The organism is Polynucleobacter sp. MWH-UH2A (genome assembly GCF_018687195.1).
In the GTDB taxonomy this organism is placed as follows: Bacteria; Pseudomonadota; Gammaproteobacteria; order Burkholderiales; family Burkholderiaceae; genus Polynucleobacter.
The window spans coordinates 1797147-1813864 of sequence record NZ_CP061321.1; the positions used below are offsets into that span (position 1 = coordinate 1797147).

Here is a 16718-nt window from a genome sequence, read left to right on the forward strand (position 1 = left end):
ATGACAACTTGAGCTCATATGAAATACTTTCCATTGAAAACGCTGGTGGCAAATACTGGGTGGTTACGTACAAATTAAGTAATGGCCAGACAGAGATTGAAACTATTGATGCGTTGGACCATCATGAGGCATTTGTGAAGTTTCGCAATTTGATGATTGAGCAACAAAAATCTCGAAAGTAATTACTAGTTTTTGTCGTTTAAAACGACACTCTGTTACACACCCGCCTAAATCTGTCTTAGACCCTTATATCGCCTAGAAAATTTATTAGTACGATCTATTACCAGTCCGAGAGTCTATGAAACGCTTATTGGGAATCTTTTACCAGCCGGAACCCTAAATGCGACATTGGGCTATAGGGATCCGCTCCTCGACGGGCGCTAGGGCGATATGACTGACAATAATCTTCATTGCACAAAAATGATCCCCCACGAATAACTCTCTTGGGTGCGTTGGGCGGCACACCACTATCATCAGGGTCATATGAGTTGCTTGGCCCCTGTGGATTTAGGATGACAGTATTGCCAAATTCTTTAGCCTGCATTGCAAAGTAGTCTGCGCGATACCAATCTGCAACCCATTGCCAAGCATTACCGGTCATATCGTATAAGCCATAGCCATTTTGCGGAAAGGCTTCTACTGCAGTAGTACCCACTGCACCACCCGCTTTAGGGCTCACTACAGGAAAAGCCTGTTTCTTAACGTCCCAAATATTGGCTTGTAATTTGCCATCCCGCTCAAGTTGATCACCCCAAGCATAGGTGGCTTGATTGAGGCCACCCCTTGCTGCAAATTCCCACTCAGCCTCTGTTGGCAATCTTTTGCCAGCCCATTTAGCGTATGCAAGCGCATCCTCGTAACTCACTTGGACAACTGGATGATTTCCTTTGCCGTCAATATTGCTTTTAGGTCCGGTTGGATGACGCCAATTTGCACCCGGTACGTAAGCCCACCATTGCGAATAGTCATTGAGGTTTACCTTAGCCTTTGTACCCACAAACACCATAGCGCCTGGCACAAATACGGAAGCTAGTGGCTTAGGCGTTCCTGGGGGTAATTGCACTCGAATGGTTTCCCAGTCGGGAATTTGCTCTGCAGTGGTTTTGTAATTAGTCTCTTTTACAAATTGAGCAAATTGATCATTGGTAACGTGAGTGGTATCCATCCAAAAACCAAATACTTTCACTTTATGGGTCGGTCTCTCATTGGCTTGAGATTTTTGATGATCGCTACCCATTAAAAATTCACCTCCTGGAATCCAGGCCATACCAATGGGCGCATTTTTTCCATCACTTAATATGATTGCTGGTGTAACTTGTTTTGGCTTGGAGAAGAATTGCTTCCACGCAAAGAAAGCACCGATGCCTAACAAGACAATTGCGAGAGCTAACAAAATCTTTCGTTGTAAAACATTCATTTCTTATTTACCTAGTGGCAGGCTAATCGTTGCGATTGTGGCATACCCCTCAACACGATTCTTGGCCCAGAACTCTTTATAAGTTCTTAAGTTAATGTAAGCCTGATTAGCCCCCATATTAAATACATAGCCTATTTGGGGGCCAACGGCTGCCACTTGTGACTTGAAAGCACCAACCTTATCCCCACTACCCGAATCACCCGTCAACTGGTAGTACACATAGCCCGCAATACCCACTTGCCATTGCTGAGACAAAAATTGAGAAACAGACCAATCAAGATGCGAATCAACGCCATTTTTATAGTTGGTCTGATTGTTCTGCATGTTATAGGTTGCACCAGCTATACCTGAAAACTCTAGACCTGTAGTGTTATTGAGATAGGTATATCCGCCACCTGCATCCATCGCGCCATGCCCAATTCCAATGCCCGACAAACTAGCTGGACTATAGGCGCCAACTGGAATGTCGCCAGTGATATAGGTTTTGTAATTATTGTTTCCACTATTCCAAGTCAGACTTGCTAACGGGTAAATATCTGAACCACCAGTCATGGTATTTGTGCGATTGAGATCAATATTCGGGTGAGTGACACTCACTGATGCGGTGGTTGTGTTTGTTCCAGGACCCCACCCCAAACCAATATAAGGTTGACCACCCAGAATCTTTTCCTCAGCAACATATCCCAGCTGAATGAGTCCAAGAGTCATGCTTGTTGACAATCCCGCGTTGACACTTTGACCATGTTGAAAGGTTTTAGATTTATCTGCGCTTCCACTATAGACATAGGGCATTGCTACCAATGACCAACCGGTTGCCATTGGTACTGCAGCCATACTTGCGTATTGACCCGACATCCAAAAAGGAACTCCGCCCTCATCAGCGTAGGTGTAAAAGGGAGTGACCAAGGTGGTAAATAGAAAAAAAGACTCGACTATTTTTAGTCGAGTCCATGCAGGCATATTCATTTTATAAGCGTGTCTAAGAGTGGCCTCTTATTCGCAATTAATTACTCAACGGCTGAGAAAAATTGGTGACGTTTGATGGAGGCGGATTTGGAAACTTCTTAACCGAAGCCAAATACTCTTCAACCACTTTAAATATGGGTCCACCAATCCATGCATAGTTGGTCAATTGCAAATCTTCATGAGGATCCATTTCAACGTTATAGAACTTTGGGGTATATAAAGGCGCTGAGTTAGCCCACAATCCACCGACTGTTTGCTGCCCCGTCCCAGTGCGATTCATATCCTTAAAATAAATTCTCCACTGCTTCCAACGAGCAGCAACTAAATCAGGTCCAATGAAAGATAGCAAGGACTCCCGATTACCTGTTGCGCTTTTGCCCATGAGTACATCAAGCTGGTTTACACCGTCAATTGCTCGGTCAGTTGGAAGTTTTGCACCCAGAATATTTGCAAATGTTGGCATGAAATCCATAATAGAAAACATTGCGTTAGATGTGCTGCCAGGCGCCGTATGCCCTGGCCATCGAATGATGCAAAACGTACGGACAGCACCTTCAGTTGCTTCACCTAAATCGCCACGAAATGGGCCATTCGATCCCATATCTGGAGCTCCAAGCCCCTGACGATCCCAGTGCATCACCGTTTGACCCGTTGAGCCATTATCGGAGGCGAACACCAAAATCGTGTTGTCTTCGATATTCATTTCCTTAAGAGCATCCATAACCTGACCAAGGTGATAATCACCCTCCATCATTTTGTCGCCATATTGACCAATGCGTGATTTACCAGCAAATTGCTTGGAGGGTAAATTTGGATAATGCCCCATAGAGAAAGGCAAATACAAAAAGAAGGGTTTGCCCGCAGCATTTTGCTGCTTCATAAATGCTATGGATTTATCAGTCAGCTCATTATCAATCTCAGCTCGAACAGCCATGGTGTAGGGCTTCACTCGTTCCAGAGGTCCATTGCCCTTTTGCTGGTTGATCCAAGGGCCTTTGTCATACAAAACTTTATCGGGGACATCGCCAAATGAATGTGTTTGTATAGCCTGAGGCACGAGGCTGGCGGAGTCCCAAGAAATATCGGGTGGGATGCCATAGAACTGATCAAATCCATGGGCACCTGGCAAGCTCTGAGGGGCGCTACCTAGATGCCACTTACCATAAAGCGCTGTTGAATAGCCAGCATCTTTGAATAATTGACCCATTGTGTAAGCCTTGCCAGATAAAGTGCTTGGCGAACCAGGAATAATAACTAGCGATAATCCATTGCGTATTGAATACTGACCAGTCATTAATGCAGCACGTGATGGAGTGCATGCGGGCTCAACTAAATATTGCGTTAGACGCAAACCACTTTTCGCTAATTCGTCTGAACGAGGTGTGGGTGCGCCACGCAACTCTCCGCCGCCATATGAACCCAAATCTCCATAACCAACGTTATCTGCCAAAATAAAAATGACATTGGGGTTTTTTGAAGAAGTATTTGCAGTAGTTTGTGCAATGACCGAAGATGTCATTATCAATACAACTGAGACTCCAACCGAAATTCGCTCTAAAAACATAATGTCTCCAAGTGCTGACTAGGTCGTTTGAGAATGAAATATAACAGAACCCTAATCATCGCTTAGAGCGCCATAGATCAAGGAGTGCTTATTATTACTTATATAAGCATGTATTTTGAACCTAGCCCAATATCAACCAGGATATTTAACTCTATCCTAAAGTGTCGTTTAAAACGACACCCTCTTACACACCCGCCTAAATCAGTCTTAGGCTCTTGTATTACTTGGCGAATTAATTAGTGCGACCTATTACTACTCCGAGGCTTACTTTTTTCTCAAAAAAGAAGGAATAAAGCTAAATTCCGCTTGAGCCGCCTGACTAGAAACAGGCTCTATTGGCGGGTTAAATATTGACCCCTGCCGTACCTCAGCAGCTTGAACTGGGTAGGTTGGGCGCATCACAATCTGGGGCTGCAATACCTGAGGAGCTTGCGCTTTTCGCCTTTTTACCTCCATGATCTTTTCATAAACAAAATCGCCGAACTCGATCATGTTCTCAGAAATAATACCGTTATCAATACGAAACCAAAAATCATTTAATACTTCATTATTAATTTGCGAGATTCGATATATCGGCGGGCAGATAGCGCAGTTATCTAAAAACTCCAATCCAAGGAATTTAATTTCATTGAGCTGATTACGATCAATGCGACTAGGGGCAACCAAGATGGTTTGCCCTTTTTGCTTTATCTTCATCATTTGTCTTTGAACATATTCAAGAATAAAGATTTCGGTGCTGGCAATCTCAACCTTGCTATTAGAGCTGGGCACAATAATGACATCAAATTCAAGCATGAAGTCATAAGGCAAGCCAAAAGTCCAAGTCAAATCTGCAATCGTAATTTCAGCATGGGCGCCATAGCGCCGTAGCGCTGCCTTAGCCTCAAGCATTGTTTGATTTGAGTTTTGCTGATAAGACAAGCCTGACTTATATGTCTGAATATTGGCGTGGGGATTTTTACTGATTAAGACTGATGAAGTGCCCTGTTTGTCGTAATCTATAAGCGAGACTTTATGATTTTTTTCAATGGCAATAAATCCAGCTAGATTAGCTGAGATTGTGCTTTTTCCCACCCCGCCCTTTTGGTTGGTAATGAGGATTTTAAGCTTATCTCTCATAGTAGCTTGTATAGCTGACGCATGTTCTGAGTCTTTGCATACATGTGCTGTGCCTCTTCAAGCTCCCTAGAAAAATCTTCCTTAACTGCATGTTGCATAATTAACAAGACTCTTTTAGCTTGATCATGTTTTTCTAAACTTGCGAGTGTAAGATAAAGAAACGCTTTGCGATGGTTTACTGGAACGATCTCACCTTTGCCATAATAGCTGCCAACCGTATAGGCAGCTTGACGACTCCCTAGCTGCGCACCCTTTTCAAGCAACTCTAAGCCCCTATTGATATCTTGGGGAACTCCCTGTGCGGAGCCTGAACCGGTAATAAAAATATTTCCTAAATTACAGAATGCATCATGAACCTCTTCCTTGATGGCCTTTGCATAAAACTCAACTGCCTTTTTAAAGTCGGGCTTACCACCAACTGTGCCCTGCTCATGAATTAAACCCAAGTTGTAATCAGCGTAACCATTGCCTCTAGCGGTCTCTCTATTGAGCCAGTTCATTAACCGCTCTGCTTGCTCCGTCTTTAGCAGGCCATCAAAGCACATCTTTACTAGGGCAAATTGGGCATCTGCGCTTAGTTCAAACTGCGCTAAATCAAAAAAGATATCAAACGCTGCATCATTTTTTCCATTTCGAAGATTTAATTCTCCCAGTTCCACGCTAGACATTGACTCTCCTTCTTAGCAATTTTCTAATGCACTCAATTTTATTAACTATTAGTTTGTTGATTTATTTGAATCACTTGATCAAGCAAGCCATTTGCCTCTGTGATACCTAGAGATAGGGCTTTTTTATAGGCCTCACCCGCTTCCTCGTATTGCTGCAGGTAATTGCAAACTAAGCCGTAGTGCAAGCTGGCCCTAGCCTTGTTTATTAAATATTCGTGGCGCAAGGCATCAAGCAAACTTTCAATCTCGGATTCATTTAACTGGCCATTAATTGCCATCTGACTTGTCTTTGAATAATGCTTTTCTGGAGACAAAGATTCGGCCTGCATATAGTGTCCAAATGCCACTGAGAATTGTTCATTCTTTAGAGCAAGATCACCACGCTCTAAATAATGCTTAATCACTTCAGATGAAGGCTTGGCGCTCAATTTATTTAATAGCCGAAAAAGCATTTGGATCTATTGGGTAAGATTGAGCACCAATATCTGATAGATCAAATTGAATAAGCGCCCCTTCCCCTTCTTGATACTCCAAAATAGTGGCATCCCTGTATAAACTTACCACTTCGATACAAGCTTCACGCAAACTATCGGCATCAATGCGAATAGTTGAAATTGGGCTATTAGCAGTTTTGTTAACTCTAAAGCGAATTTTCCAATTCATCACTAATCCTTCTTTCGCAAAAATGCTGGAATTTCTATATCCCACTCCTTGGCGGTAGTGGACTGAATTTTCTTTGCAGGACTGGAAAATTCCTCTATGTGTGCGCTTATTTCCTTTGCATAAGCTTGGGCGCCTTCTATGAATTGATGAAATGACTTTTTGGTAGAAAATATATTGCCATCCTCAATTGCCACAAGCTCGACTACTGACATTTGTAATTTTGATGCAAGAATGGCCAAGTTATGGCCCTGCTTTTCTCTGTTAGCTCGTAGTTTTTTTCCTATTAATTTGGCTATTTTTATTTGTTCTACGTTAGCCATTGCCCCCTCCATAATGAGGGAAATACTACTGAACATTCATGAGACTGAATATTCACCTTTAGGCTATTAACATGAGAGCTAGTATAGGTAATAGTTAGTGCGCCAAGGAACGCTCTACACCTCTTTTTTTGCGCCACCATCAAGCACAGTTACATAACAAAACTAATGCATGCGTGAGCAAAGAAGGGTTAGCTAGTTGTTGCCATCAGAGAAAAATAAACAGCACCATAAAAGAAAATAGGCTAACTCAGAACTATCATTTTAAACGGCAACACTCGCCACTACCCTCCGATCTGAGCCTTATGTTTTAAGGATTTATTCCACGAAAACCTTATTCTTCGGCACTTTGCGGGCGGTGTATCACACATTGTGTAGGACGGCGAAAACCATGGTTTTCTAAGTTGTTGATTTTATTAGGGAAAGGGTTGGCAACCTAAGAACCTTGCGAGTTATGATTCCGTCGCTCTAACCAGCTGAGCTAATTCGCTCAATTCTGTAGTCGCCAACCACATAAACCGTAATATAGGTACATGAAAACGCCCTTCTCAAAAATACTGAGCTTGTTTGTTTTTCTCGCCTTTGCGCCCTCGGGGGTATTTGCCGCTCAGATCTTCATCACCAACTACCCATCAGAAGCAAATGCAAAAGTCTTCGTCACGAAATATCCTTCGGAAGCTAATTGCATTGTGTATGAGACCCAATACTCCAGCGACAACGAACCTGGCGTATGGTTCTATACAAAATACAAAAGTGATGCCCGTGCCGTAATCTATTACACCCAATATAAATCCGATGCCGACCTTATTGTCTATTACACAAAGTACAAGAGTGATGCGCGCTGTCGTTATTAATACCAATTAACAATCTTTAGCCAATGCGACTACTTTCTATTTCTTCTGGCAAGGTGACGCCTTTATTTGGCAACCACCACCCAGATTACAAATCTGTGCCATCTGCAATTCGTAAGACAAGCATTAGCAACCTACAAAATGCAATGGCTGTTGACATCAATAATCTTGGCGTTAAGGGTGATGAACAGGCAGATCTCAATGTGCATGGTGGATTGGAAAAAGCGGTTTATGTTTACCCAACAGAACATTACACATTTTGGAATGAACTACTCACTCGCGAAACCAAAAAACCGATTGCTCTTCAACATGGTGCTCTTGGTGAAAACTTCACGATTGAGGGTCTACTCGAAACCGAAGTCTTTGTTGGCGACAAACTGGTGATCGGCGAACTGCAATTTGCTGTTACTAAATTACGCGAACCATGTTTTAAATTCAATGCAGCACTTGGCTACAAAGGTGCTGCTAAAGCCATGGTGCAATCGGGCTATAGCGGCTGGTACTTACGGGTAATCAAGACAGGAATAGTCTCTGCAGGAGAAAGGATTCAGCTAATTCCCGGCCCAAGAGATACGTCTATCGCCCAGCAAAACCGAAATCTTTTAGCTAATCGCAATCAAAAAGATCTCTGGGATTGAAATAAAAAACCCGATCATTTCTGATCGGGTTTAGCCTACTGCAGATATTGACTACGCATTAGTCACGCGCATAAATATCCACGTCTTTGGTTTCACGAACAAACAGTGTGCCGATTACTAAGGTAATAGCAGCAATGATGATTGGGTACCAGAGACCGTAGTAAATATTACCGTTTTGCGCAACCAAAGCAAAGGAGATCGTTGGCAATAAGCCACCGAACCAACCGTTACCAATATGGTATGGCAATGACATAGAGGTATAACGAATGCGGGTTGGGAACATCTCAACCAACATTGCAGCGATTGGGCCATAAACCATGGTTACCAAAATCACTAAGTAAACCAACAAGAGCAACACAGCAACATAGTTAATTTGTGCTGGATCTGCTTTAGTTGGATAACCCTCTTTGTTCAAAGCTTCGCGAATGGCCTTCTTGAATTCAGCATCTTTTGTTTTAGCTTCAGCAGGATCAATACCCTTAGCTGTATAGCCCTGAATTTCAATATCACCAATTTTTACTACCGCTGTAGAACCAGCTGGACCAGGAACAGTGCTATAGCTAGCAGAGTTTGAAGCCATCACCTGTTTTGCAATATCGCAAGAACTAGTGAATTTCGCTGTACCAGTTGGGTTGAACTGGAATGTACATTCATTCACGTCAGCAGTAATCGTTGCTGGTGCAGTTGCCATCGCTTTTTCTAACGCTGGGTTAGCGTAGTGAGTCAAAGCGTTAAAGACAGAAACTGGGGTGTTTGGAATGTAAGTAATTACAGCCAACAACAAACCACCCATAATGATGATCTTACGACCAATCTTGTCTGACAAGCTACCAAACACTACGAAGAATGGTGTACCGATAACCAAAGAAGCGGCAATCAATAAGTTCGCAGTCTTTGCGTCTACTTTCAATACTTGAGTGAGGTAGAACAAAGCGTAGAACTGACCGGTGTACCAAACCACTGCCTGACCTGCAACCAAGCCAAACAATGCCAAGATAACAATCTTCAAGTTCTTCCATTGACCGAAAGACTCAGACAAAGGTGCTTTAGATAACTTACCTTCTTCTTTCATCTTCTTGAAAGCTGGTGACTCATTCATGGATAAACGAATCCAAACAGAGATCGCCAACAATGCGATAGAAACGATGAAAGGAACGCGCCAGCCCCAAACATCAAAGTCTGGGCCAGTGAATTCACGTGTGAAGAGAATCACGAGCAAGGACAAGAACAAGCCCAAAGTAGCTGTTGTCTGAATCCATGCTGTGTAGGCACCACGACGGCCATGAGGCGCGTGTTCTGCAACATAAGTAGCAGCACCACCGTACTCACCACCCAAAGCCAAACCTTGAAGCATACGTAATGCAATCAAAATGACTGGGGCAGCAACACCAATGGTTGCGTAGTTAGGCAGAATACCGACGATGAAAGTCGCGCCACCCATCAATAAGATGGTTACCAAGAAGGTATATTTACGACCAATCAAATCGCCTAAGCGACCGAACACCAGTGCACCAAATGGGCGCACGATAAAACCGGCAGCAAACGCTAAGAGAGCGAAAATGAAGGCAGAGCCAGCATCTAGGCCTGAGAAGAATTGCTTAGCAATAATTGCCGCAAGTGAACCGTATAAATAAAAGTCGTACCACTCAAAAACCGTACCTAATGAAGATGCAAAAATAACCTTGCGTTCTTCTGCGGTCATTGGGGCTGCTTTATGCGCTGTTGACATCCGTAGCTCCTAACTATTTTTATTGAAATAAAAAACAACGAACTGATTATGCTGTGAAAAAAAATCAAGAAATCTACTAATTAGGGTAATTCCCCATCAATTGGTGTGCGGGTTTTCCCGAGAAACATTCAAACCGATTGCATTAAAGCAACAAATGTTCGCCTGATGTCTAATATCAACAAACACTCATATAACTAGGGACAAAATAACCATGCAACCAAAATGGGGAATCAGAGGGATGGCGGTAGCGCCTCACTCTCTCGCATCCGAATCCGCTTTAGCAGTTCTTCGTGAGGGCGGCAACGCACTCGAAGCGATGGTCGCTGCAGCAGCAACGATTGCCGTCGTCTATCCACACATGAATTCCATTGGCGGGGATTCCTTTTGGGTCATTCACTCTCCTGGCAAAGCCATGGGTGGAATTGATGCTTGCGGTGCTGCTGCCGGTTTGGCAACAAAAGAGTGGTACAGAGAGCGCGGCATTACCAAAGCGATCCCTTTTAGAGGGCCGGTAGCCGCCAACACGGTTGCAGGAACCATTTCTGGCTGGGGTGCCGCTCACAAACTTTCCAAGCAAGGCTTGGGCGGAAGAATGCCACTATCGAGATTGCTGGCAGATGCCATTCACTATGCAGAAACTGGTGTGCCGGTTACCCACAGCCAATCCAGCCTGACAGCAAAAAAACGGGAAGAACTGAAATCTATTCCCGGATTTGCTAAAACATTTTTAGTAGATGGAAAAGCGCCTGCTGTTGGCAGCATTTTTAAACAGGCTCGCCTTGCAAAAACCTTGCGACAAATTGCCGACAAGGGAACAGATGATTACTATCGCGGCGAACTTGCAGAATTAATCGGAAAAGAACTTACGGATATTGGAAGTCCTCTACGTCTAGCCGACCTCCATCGCCATCATGCAAAGCTGATTGATCCGCTTGAACTCAAACACAGCATGGGTCATGTTTACAACATGATTCCGCCTACCCAAGGCGTGGTCTCACTCATGATTGTTGGCATCTTGGACCAATTAAATCTGAAACGTTTCAAAGTCGATAGCGCTGAATATGTCCATCATTGCGTTGAGGCGACCAAACAAGCATTTAAGATTCGCGATCAATTTGTCACAGACCCCGCTTATATGACCAAGAATGCGCAATCCTTCTTGGCACCAGCGTTTCTGAAAAAACTTGCCAAGAATATTGACCCCAATAAGGCGCTGCCATGGGGTCAAGGAAAAGGCCCAGCCGATACGATTTGGATGGGCGTCATTGATGGTGACGGCAACTGCGTTTCATTTATCCAAAGTATCTATCACGAGTTTGGTGCAGGAATTGTTCTGCCGAAATCTGGAATTAATTGGCAGAACCGTGGTTGCAGTTTTTCACTAGATCCGAAAACACTCAATCACCTTGAGCCCTATCGCAAACCATTTCATACGCTGAATCCAGCCATGGCTTTATTTAAAGATGGTCGTTCAATGGTGTACGGCACTATGGGTGGTGATGGCCAACCACAAACGCAATGTGCGGTATTCACACGCACTGCTACATATGGACTTGATCCACAAGATGCCATCAGTCGCCCTCGTTGGTTATTGGGTCGCACTTGGGGACAAACCAGTGACAGTTTGAAATTAGAGTCACGCTTTAGTCCATGGGTTGCAAAAGAGTTACATGCTTTAGGCCATGAAATTGAAATGCTTGATGCGTTTGATGAAACAGTTGGTCACGCGGGCTGCATCATTCGCGAACCCTCGGGAACACTCCGTGGCGGATGGGATCCGCGCAGTGATGGCGCTGTTAGCGCGTTTTAGTAATAAACAATTTGGGCACGCGCAGATCCCAATGAATAGCGGCTGCGCGTAATCCAAATATTCCCAACATGCAGAGTACAGAGCCCTCGATCGCATATTGAGGTAAAAAATTCAAAACCAAAACATAAGCACAACACCCCAAAGTCACTGGGATGGCATAGAGCTCATGCGACATGATGAGGGTTTTTCTTCCAGCCAAAACATCCCGAATCAAACCGCCGCCAATGGCAGTAATCACACCCAGAATCACGGGGGCAACTGGTAGCCCGAAATTCATGCTAGATGCTTTATCGGCACCCTGTATTCCAAAAAGCGCCGCACCAAAACCGTCGATGTAAAGCATCCAACGATAAATTTGCGGTTGCGTAAAAAATGATTCGGCAACAAATGTCAGCACACTTGCTCCTAAAGCAAGCCACACATACATTTGATTCTCAGACCAAAAAACGGGGGCCTCCAAAATGATGTCGCGAATGGTTCCGCCCCCAATTGCCGTAATCAAACCCAGCACCAAAACGCCAAAAAGATCAACGCCGCGATCCGCAATCGCCAATACGCCTGTCACCGCAAACGCCATAGTTGCAATGACGCCAACCCAAAACTGAATATGTTCCATAGGAATTAGTCTAAAACACTTTGAATAAACTTCATCCAAATGCATCGCCCTGCATATACTGAGAGCAACTTATTCTTGAAAACCACAATATGACTACGACATCGAATTCCAAGCCTAGGCTCTACAGCTTTTGGCGTAGCTCAGCCGCCTTCCGTGTTCGTATTGCCTTAAACCTCAAAGGCATCCCCTGCGACATCACTCCTGTTCACATAACTAAAAGTGGTGGCGCCCAATTTGATCTAGATTACTCAGAAAAAAATCCCACTCACTTAGTGCCGCTATTTGAAGATGGCAAAGTCAGCATTCATCAATCATTAGCCATTATTGAGTATCTAGAAGAAACGCATCCCAACCCAAGGCTTTTGCCCACATCACCCGAAGACCGCGCTTGGGTTCGATCTTTGGCAATGGATATTGCTTGTGATATTCATCCCATTAATAACTTACGTGTGTTGCGATACCTAGTAAAAAATGTCGGCAGTACTAATGAAACAAAAGATACTTGGTATCAGCACTGGATAAAGTTAGGTCTTAACAGCTTAGAAAAACAGCTCAGCACCGATTCTCGTGTTAGACGTTTTGCATACGGAGATCAACCGGGACTAGTTGAGGCTTGCTTAGTACCCCAATTATTCAACGCACTTAGTAGCGGCATGGATCTCACTCCCTACCCTAGCTTAGTCAAAATATTGCATGAGTGCTTAAAGTTACCAGCCTTTATGGATGCTTCTTGGGAAAAACAAATCGATGCAGAGGGTTTAAACCCTAGCATTCCACCACAAAAATAAGGACAGCGTTAATAGAGAGCCAATCGTAGTAATTAATACCACTCGCGATATCACACTGCCATCAGCCTTGTAATACTGAGCCAACATAAAAGGGCCTGTACCTGTTGGAAGCGCACTCAAAATCACAATCGCATTTAACCAAAGTGTTGGCAAGTTCAAAATTGGTCCCGCAATCAACCAGGCAATGAGAGGCTGGAAAATCAGCTTCGCAATACTGATACCCCATGTCTGACTAGCCGAAGCTTTGCTCTTTTGCAGTAGAAACAATCCAATAGATACTAAAGCGCAAGGTGTTGCCGCAGCAGCTAAGAAGGCAATCACTTGCGCAATGGGTTCGTACAAAGTTTGACCGGAGGAGGCCCATGCCAAGCCAGCAACCGGTGCAACCAACAATGGATTAGCACAGAGCGACTTGAATACGCTAAGCACAATTTCATGAGGTTTTTTATGGGACAGAATATCGATCTCGATTAACACCGTCACTAATGCAAACATTACAAACACAATAAATGTGGAAATAATTGCAGGGGCCATTCCCTCCTGACCTAATGCAAGAGCGCAGAGCGGTATACCCATGTAGCCCGTGTTTGAATACGAAGCACTTAATCCATTAAAGCTCGCCGCAGCCAAATCTTTGCTCTTCAAGTAGCTAATGGCAAGAACCACCACAAAGACAATGAAGCAGCTAAAGAAAAAGGCAGCGATAAAGCCGGGTTGCCAGAGCGTTTGCCAACCACTTGTAGCGGCAAAATTAAACAGCTGCGCTGGGAGTGCTAACCAAACTACAAAGCGATTGAGCTCAACCGAAGCACTCTCGCCCAGCTTCCCAGTACGCCCACAAACATACCCGATCAGTATGAGGGCAAAAACTGGAAGGACTACATTAAATACGTAGAGCAAGATAGCGTAAGCAGAATTAGGAAATCTTTTTCAGGGTTTTGGTATAGCGTTGCGCATTTTTCACATAACGCCCTGCGATCTCACCAATCCCTGCAATTTGCTCGGGGGTTAAAGTTTTAACCGCTTTAGCAGGCGACCCAATAATCATTGAGCCATCGGGAAATTCTTTTCCCTCAGTTACGAGAGCGCCAGCACCAACTAGGCAACGCTTGCCAATTTTTGCGCCGTTCAAAATAACCGCGCCAATACCAATCAAACTCCCATCGCCGATTTGGCACCCGTGCAGCATCACTTGATGACCTACGGTGACATTCTTCCCAATAGTGAGTGGATAGCCAGGATCGGTATGCAAGACGGATGCGTCCTGCACGTTACTGCCTTCGCCCACCTGAATAAGATCGTTATCGCCACGGATAACAACTTTGGGCCAAACATTGGCATCTTTGTGAAGTACTACTTTGCCGATGACCTCAGCGCTCTCGGCAACCCAAGCACCCTCAGAGAGTTGAGGTGCATTTCCATCTAGTTCAAATATAGCCATGATCCATTATAGGTATGAATCAGGCTATATCAGCATGGCTCCTGAAACGACTTACCAGTTAGGCTCGCGATCTGGAGTTGAAGAAATTCGATGAACACTTAAGTCAGCGCCCTCAAACTCTTCCTCTTGAGACATCCGAATACCAATGACGGCCTTCAGCGCACCATAAACTACAAAGCCACCAACCAAGGCAATGCCCACGCCCATCAAACTACCAATCAGTTGGCCTGTAAAAGCAATACCACCAATGCCGCCGAATGCTTTTGTTCCAAAAATACCAGCAGCTAAACCACCCCAAAGTCCGCACAAACCATGCAGAGGCCAAACACCCAACACATCATCTAACTTCCAACGGTTTTGAACCAAGGTAAACATATATACAAAGAGAGCACCAGCAACCAAACCTACAAAAAGAGCGCCCACTGGATGCATCAAATCAGATCCGGCACAAACTGCAACCAAGCCAGCAAGTGGACCGTTGTAGGCAAAGCCAGGATCATTTCGTCCGACAACCCATGCTGCAAGTGTTCCACCAACCATTGCCATTAATGAATTCAAGGCAACTAAACCGCTAATCTTGTCGATAGTTTGGGCACTCATCACATTAAAACCAAACCAACCCACCGCTAAGATCCAAGCGCCTAATGCCAAAAAGGGAATGCTGGATGGTGGATGCGCAGAAATTTGCCCTTCTTTGGTGTAACGACCACGACGTGCGCCCAGCAAGATAACCGCTGGCAAGGCAATCCAACCGCCAACAGCATGAACCACCACTGAGCCTGCGAAATCATGGAACTCTTCGCCAGTGAAACCCTTGATCCATGCCTGAATACCGTAATGCTGATTCCACGCAATGCCTTCGAAGAAAGGATAAACAAAACCGACCAAAACAAAAGTGGCAATCAATTGAGGATTGAATTTAGCTCTCTCGGCAATACCACCAGAAATAATGGCAGGAATTGCAGCAGCAAAAGTGAGGAGAAAGAAAAACTTCACTAGCTCATAGCCATTTTTCTCGGCCAACAGTTCTGCGCCTGAAAAGAAGTTGACTCCATATGCAATGCTGTAACCAATGAAGAAATAGGCAATAGTTGAAACCGCAAAATCCACCAAGATTTTTACTAAGGCATTTACTTGATTCTTTTTACGCACAGTGCCCAACTCTAAAAATGCAAAGCCTGCATGCATAGCAAGCACCATGATGGCGCCCAACAAAATGAATAGGGCATCGCTGCCAGATTTCAAAATTTCCACTTGTTTTCCCCTTCTATTTTTTGCATCATTATGGGGAGTTAATAAACCTATTACGGTGCAAAATGCACTTAATTAGTGCATATATTGGCTAAAATGATGGTTTATGATGGATTTACACACACCAACAGGAGAACCCATGAAAAAAGTCCTTATTTTTTTAGCTGTAGCGGCAGCTTTTTCTGGCTTAGTACAAGCCCAACCCAATGCAGCCGTTAAGGTTCTCAGCACACAAGAGCTGGTCAATGTTTGTAAGTTACCCGCCAGCCCAGAATCTAGAAGCTTTTGCGTGGGCTACTCAACTGCTATTTATGACACTTACCTAGCTACGCGTCATCCCCAGCGCGCAAAACCATTTATCTGTGTAAAGCAACCCGCTCCATCACGTGATGAAGTTATCGCTGATTTTGTGAAATTCGGACAAGACAATCCACAAACCGCAGACAAACCTGCTGCTGGTGTGTTCTTAGGTTTCTTGGCAGCACGATTCCCTTGCGCCAGAAAATAATCCGATCATTCCGTTCAATTCAAATTAATTAAAAGGATCTGTTGATATGAAAAAAATTATCGCGATTACTGCAGCAACTCTTGCAATTGCTGGCTGTTCCAATATGAGCAACACTGAACAACGCACATTATCCGGTGCTGGCATTGGCGCAGCAGCGGGCGCTATTGGCACCGCAATTTTCCATGGCAACCCAATTTGGGGAGCAGTCGGTGGTGCAGCAGTTGGTGCAGCATCTGGCTATATTTATGATTCCTACAAAAAAGAGCAGGCATCTGAATACAACGCAGGATATAACGCTGGGAAGAATAACAAGCCAGCAAACTCACCAAACTAAGCTCAACCTACCTAACGTTGGTAACAGCGTTAGTGCAA

At 44.3% G+C, this 16718-nt stretch carries 20 protein-coding genes; 7 read left to right on the top strand and 13 right to left on the bottom strand.

Annotated features, from left to right (window positions below; translation table 11 throughout):
- Positions 1–8 precede the first annotated feature (8 nt).
- A complete protein-coding gene (locus tag IC571_RS09275) occupies positions 9–182 on the top strand; it encodes a hypothetical protein (RefSeq protein ID WP_215316236.1) in 174 nt (57 codons plus the stop codon).
- Between the two features lie 125 nt (positions 183–307).
- Here the strand turns inward: IC571_RS09275 and IC571_RS09280 are convergent, their stop codons facing one another.
- The 8 genes from IC571_RS09280 to IC571_RS09315 all read right to left on the bottom strand — a co-directional run bounded on the left by IC571_RS09280 (position 308) and on the right by IC571_RS09315 (position 6717).
- On the bottom strand, positions 308–1417 hold the full coding sequence (locus IC571_RS09280) for a formylglycine-generating enzyme family protein (RefSeq protein ID WP_215316238.1): 1110 nt from the start codon (positions 1415–1417) through the stop codon (positions 308–310).
- Positions 1418–1420: 3 nt separating this feature from the next.
- Positions 1421–2377, bottom strand: coding sequence for a transporter (locus IC571_RS09285; RefSeq protein ID WP_215316240.1), 957 nt, complete (start codon positions 2375–2377; stop codon positions 1421–1423).
- 43 nt (positions 2378–2420) lie between these two features.
- Positions 2421–3902 carry an arylsulfatase gene (locus tag IC571_RS09290; RefSeq protein ID WP_215316242.1) on the bottom strand — a complete coding sequence of 494 codons (1482 nt, stop codon included), beginning with the start codon at positions 3900–3902 and terminating at the stop codon, positions 2421–2423.
- Positions 3903–4211: 309 nt separating this feature from the next.
- The gene (locus tag IC571_RS09295; protein WP_215316243.1) at positions 4212–5066 is read right to left on the bottom strand and encodes a ParA family protein; all 855 of its coding nucleotides are present in this window, start codon (positions 5064–5066) and stop codon (positions 4212–4214) included.
- Complete coding sequence (locus IC571_RS09300; RefSeq protein WP_215316245.1) at positions 5063–5734, bottom strand: tetratricopeptide repeat protein; 672 nt, start codon at positions 5732–5734, stop codon at positions 5063–5065. Before IC571_RS09300 ends, IC571_RS09295 begins: the two co-directional genes overlap by 4 nt.
- Before the next feature lie 41 nt (positions 5735–5775).
- Positions 5776–6162, bottom strand: coding sequence for a hypothetical protein (locus tag IC571_RS09305; protein WP_215316247.1), 387 nt, complete (start codon positions 6160–6162; stop codon positions 5776–5778).
- Position 6163: 1 nt separating this feature from the next.
- Complete coding sequence (locus tag IC571_RS09310) at positions 6164–6397, bottom strand: hypothetical protein (protein WP_215316248.1); 234 nt, start codon at positions 6395–6397, stop codon at positions 6164–6166.
- A 2-nt stretch (positions 6398–6399) separates the two neighbouring features.
- Positions 6400–6717: a hypothetical protein gene (locus IC571_RS09315; protein ID WP_215316250.1), complete on the bottom strand. Its 318-nt coding sequence runs from the start codon at positions 6715–6717 to the stop codon at positions 6400–6402.
- 530 nt (positions 6718–7247) lie between these two features.
- On the opposite strand from IC571_RS09315, the gene IC571_RS09320 reads away from it, so the two are divergent.
- Positions 7248–7568 carry a DUF6150 family protein gene (locus tag IC571_RS09320; protein ID WP_215316252.1) on the top strand — a complete coding sequence of 107 codons (321 nt, stop codon included), beginning with the start codon at positions 7248–7250 and terminating at the stop codon, positions 7566–7568.
- A gap of 23 nt (positions 7569–7591) precedes the next feature.
- On the top strand, positions 7592–8203 hold the full coding sequence (locus IC571_RS09325) for an MOSC domain-containing protein (RefSeq protein ID WP_215316254.1): 612 nt from the start codon (positions 7592–7594) through the stop codon (positions 8201–8203).
- A gap of 58 nt (positions 8204–8261) precedes the next feature.
- Here the strand turns inward: IC571_RS09325 and IC571_RS09330 are convergent, their stop codons facing one another.
- Positions 8262–9932, bottom strand: coding sequence for an MFS transporter (locus tag IC571_RS09330; protein ID WP_215316256.1), 1671 nt, complete (start codon positions 9930–9932; stop codon positions 8262–8264).
- A 238-nt stretch (positions 9933–10170) separates the two neighbouring features.
- Here IC571_RS09330 and IC571_RS09335 point away from each other — a divergent pair, with 238 nt between their 5' ends.
- Positions 10171–11742, top strand: a complete 1572-nt coding sequence (locus IC571_RS09335; protein WP_305848875.1) for a gamma-glutamyltransferase family protein — start codon at positions 10171–10173, stop codon at positions 11740–11742.
- On the opposite strand, the gene IC571_RS09340 is transcribed toward IC571_RS09335, so the two are convergent.
- Positions 11729–12358 (bottom strand): trimeric intracellular cation channel family protein, encoded by a 630-nt coding sequence (locus tag IC571_RS09340; protein WP_215316259.1) that lies wholly within the window; start codon positions 12356–12358, stop codon positions 11729–11731. The two genes, IC571_RS09335 and IC571_RS09340, sit on opposite strands and share 14 nt — an antisense overlap.
- An 89-nt stretch (positions 12359–12447) precedes the next feature.
- On the opposite strand from IC571_RS09340, the gene maiA reads away from it, so the two are divergent.
- Positions 12448–13146, top strand: a complete 699-nt coding sequence (gene maiA, locus IC571_RS09345) for a maleylacetoacetate isomerase (protein ID WP_215316261.1) — start codon at positions 12448–12450, stop codon at positions 13144–13146.
- Here maiA and IC571_RS09350 read toward each other — a convergent pair.
- Genes IC571_RS09350 through IC571_RS09360 form a run of 3 tightly spaced genes read right to left on the bottom strand, consistent with a single transcriptional unit; the run spans position 13117 to position 15787 of the window.
- The gene (locus IC571_RS09350; protein ID WP_215316263.1) at positions 13117–14046 is read right to left on the bottom strand and encodes an AEC family transporter; all 930 of its coding nucleotides are present in this window, start codon (positions 14044–14046) and stop codon (positions 13117–13119) included. The genes maiA and IC571_RS09350 overlap by 30 nt on opposite strands.
- A 16-nt stretch (positions 14047–14062) precedes the next feature.
- A complete protein-coding gene (locus IC571_RS09355; RefSeq protein ID WP_215316265.1) occupies positions 14063–14587 on the bottom strand; it encodes a gamma carbonic anhydrase family protein in 525 nt (174 codons plus the stop codon).
- Between the two features lie 51 nt (positions 14588–14638).
- A complete protein-coding gene (locus IC571_RS09360; protein ID WP_371742915.1) occupies positions 14639–15787 on the bottom strand; it encodes an ammonium transporter in 1149 nt (382 codons plus the stop codon).
- A gap of 190 nt (positions 15788–15977) precedes the next feature.
- Between IC571_RS09360 and IC571_RS09365 the strand changes: the two genes are divergently transcribed.
- The gene (locus IC571_RS09365; RefSeq protein WP_215316268.1) at positions 15978–16346 is read left to right on the top strand and encodes a Rap1a/Tai family immunity protein; all 369 of its coding nucleotides are present in this window, start codon (positions 15978–15980) and stop codon (positions 16344–16346) included.
- Between the two features lie 46 nt (positions 16347–16392).
- On the top strand, positions 16393–16680 hold the full coding sequence (locus tag IC571_RS09370) for a glycine zipper family protein (protein ID WP_215316270.1): 288 nt from the start codon (positions 16393–16395) through the stop codon (positions 16678–16680).
- Positions 16681–16718: the final 38 nt, after the last annotated feature.

Excerpts from the sequence above, each read along its gene's own strand:
- IC571_RS09280 (WP_215316238.1), bottom strand. The coding sequence starts at position 1,417 with ATGAATGTTTTACAACGAAAGATTTTGTTAGCTCTCGCAATTGTCTTG.
- IC571_RS09285 (WP_215316240.1), bottom strand. The coding sequence starts at position 2,377 with ATGCCTGCATGGACTCGACTAAAAATAGTCGAGTCTTTTTTTCTATTT.
- IC571_RS09290 (WP_215316242.1), bottom strand. The coding sequence starts at position 3,902 with ATGACATCTTCGGTCATTGCACAAACTACTGCAAATACTTCTTCAAAA.
- IC571_RS09295 (WP_215316243.1), bottom strand. The coding sequence starts at position 5,066 with ATGAGAGATAAGCTTAAAATCCTCATTACCAACCAAAAGGGCGGGGTG.
- IC571_RS09300 (WP_215316245.1), bottom strand. The coding sequence starts at position 5,734 with ATGTCTAGCGTGGAACTGGGAGAATTAAATCTTCGAAATGGAAAAAAT.
- IC571_RS09310 (WP_215316248.1), bottom strand. The coding sequence starts at position 6,397 with ATGAATTGGAAAATTCGCTTTAGAGTTAACAAAACTGCTAATAGCCCA.
- IC571_RS09315 (WP_215316250.1), bottom strand. The coding sequence starts at position 6,717 with ATGGCTAACGTAGAACAAATAAAAATAGCCAAATTAATAGGAAAAAAA.
- IC571_RS09320 (WP_215316252.1), top strand. The coding sequence starts at position 7,248 with ATGAAAACGCCCTTCTCAAAAATACTGAGCTTGTTTGTTTTTCTCGCC.
- IC571_RS09325 (WP_215316254.1), top strand. The coding sequence starts at position 7,592 with ATGCGACTACTTTCTATTTCTTCTGGCAAGGTGACGCCTTTATTTGGC.
- IC571_RS09330 (WP_215316256.1), bottom strand. The coding sequence starts at position 9,932 with ATGTCAACAGCGCATAAAGCAGCCCCAATGACCGCAGAAGAACGCAAG.
- IC571_RS09335 (WP_305848875.1), top strand. The coding sequence starts at position 10,171 with ATGGCGGTAGCGCCTCACTCTCTCGCATCCGAATCCGCTTTAGCAGTT.
- IC571_RS09340 (WP_215316259.1), bottom strand. The coding sequence starts at position 12,358 with ATGGAACATATTCAGTTTTGGGTTGGCGTCATTGCAACTATGGCGTTT.
- maiA (WP_215316261.1), top strand. The coding sequence starts at position 12,448 with ATGACTACGACATCGAATTCCAAGCCTAGGCTCTACAGCTTTTGGCGT.
- IC571_RS09355 (WP_215316265.1), bottom strand. The coding sequence starts at position 14,587 with ATGGCTATATTTGAACTAGATGGAAATGCACCTCAACTCTCTGAGGGT.
- IC571_RS09360 (WP_371742915.1), bottom strand. The coding sequence starts at position 15,787 with ATGGTGCTTGCTATGCATGCAGGCTTTGCATTTTTAGAGTTGGGCACT.
- IC571_RS09365 (WP_215316268.1), top strand. The coding sequence starts at position 15,978 with ATGAAAAAAGTCCTTATTTTTTTAGCTGTAGCGGCAGCTTTTTCTGGC.
- IC571_RS09370 (WP_215316270.1), top strand. The coding sequence starts at position 16,393 with ATGAAAAAAATTATCGCGATTACTGCAGCAACTCTTGCAATTGCTGGC.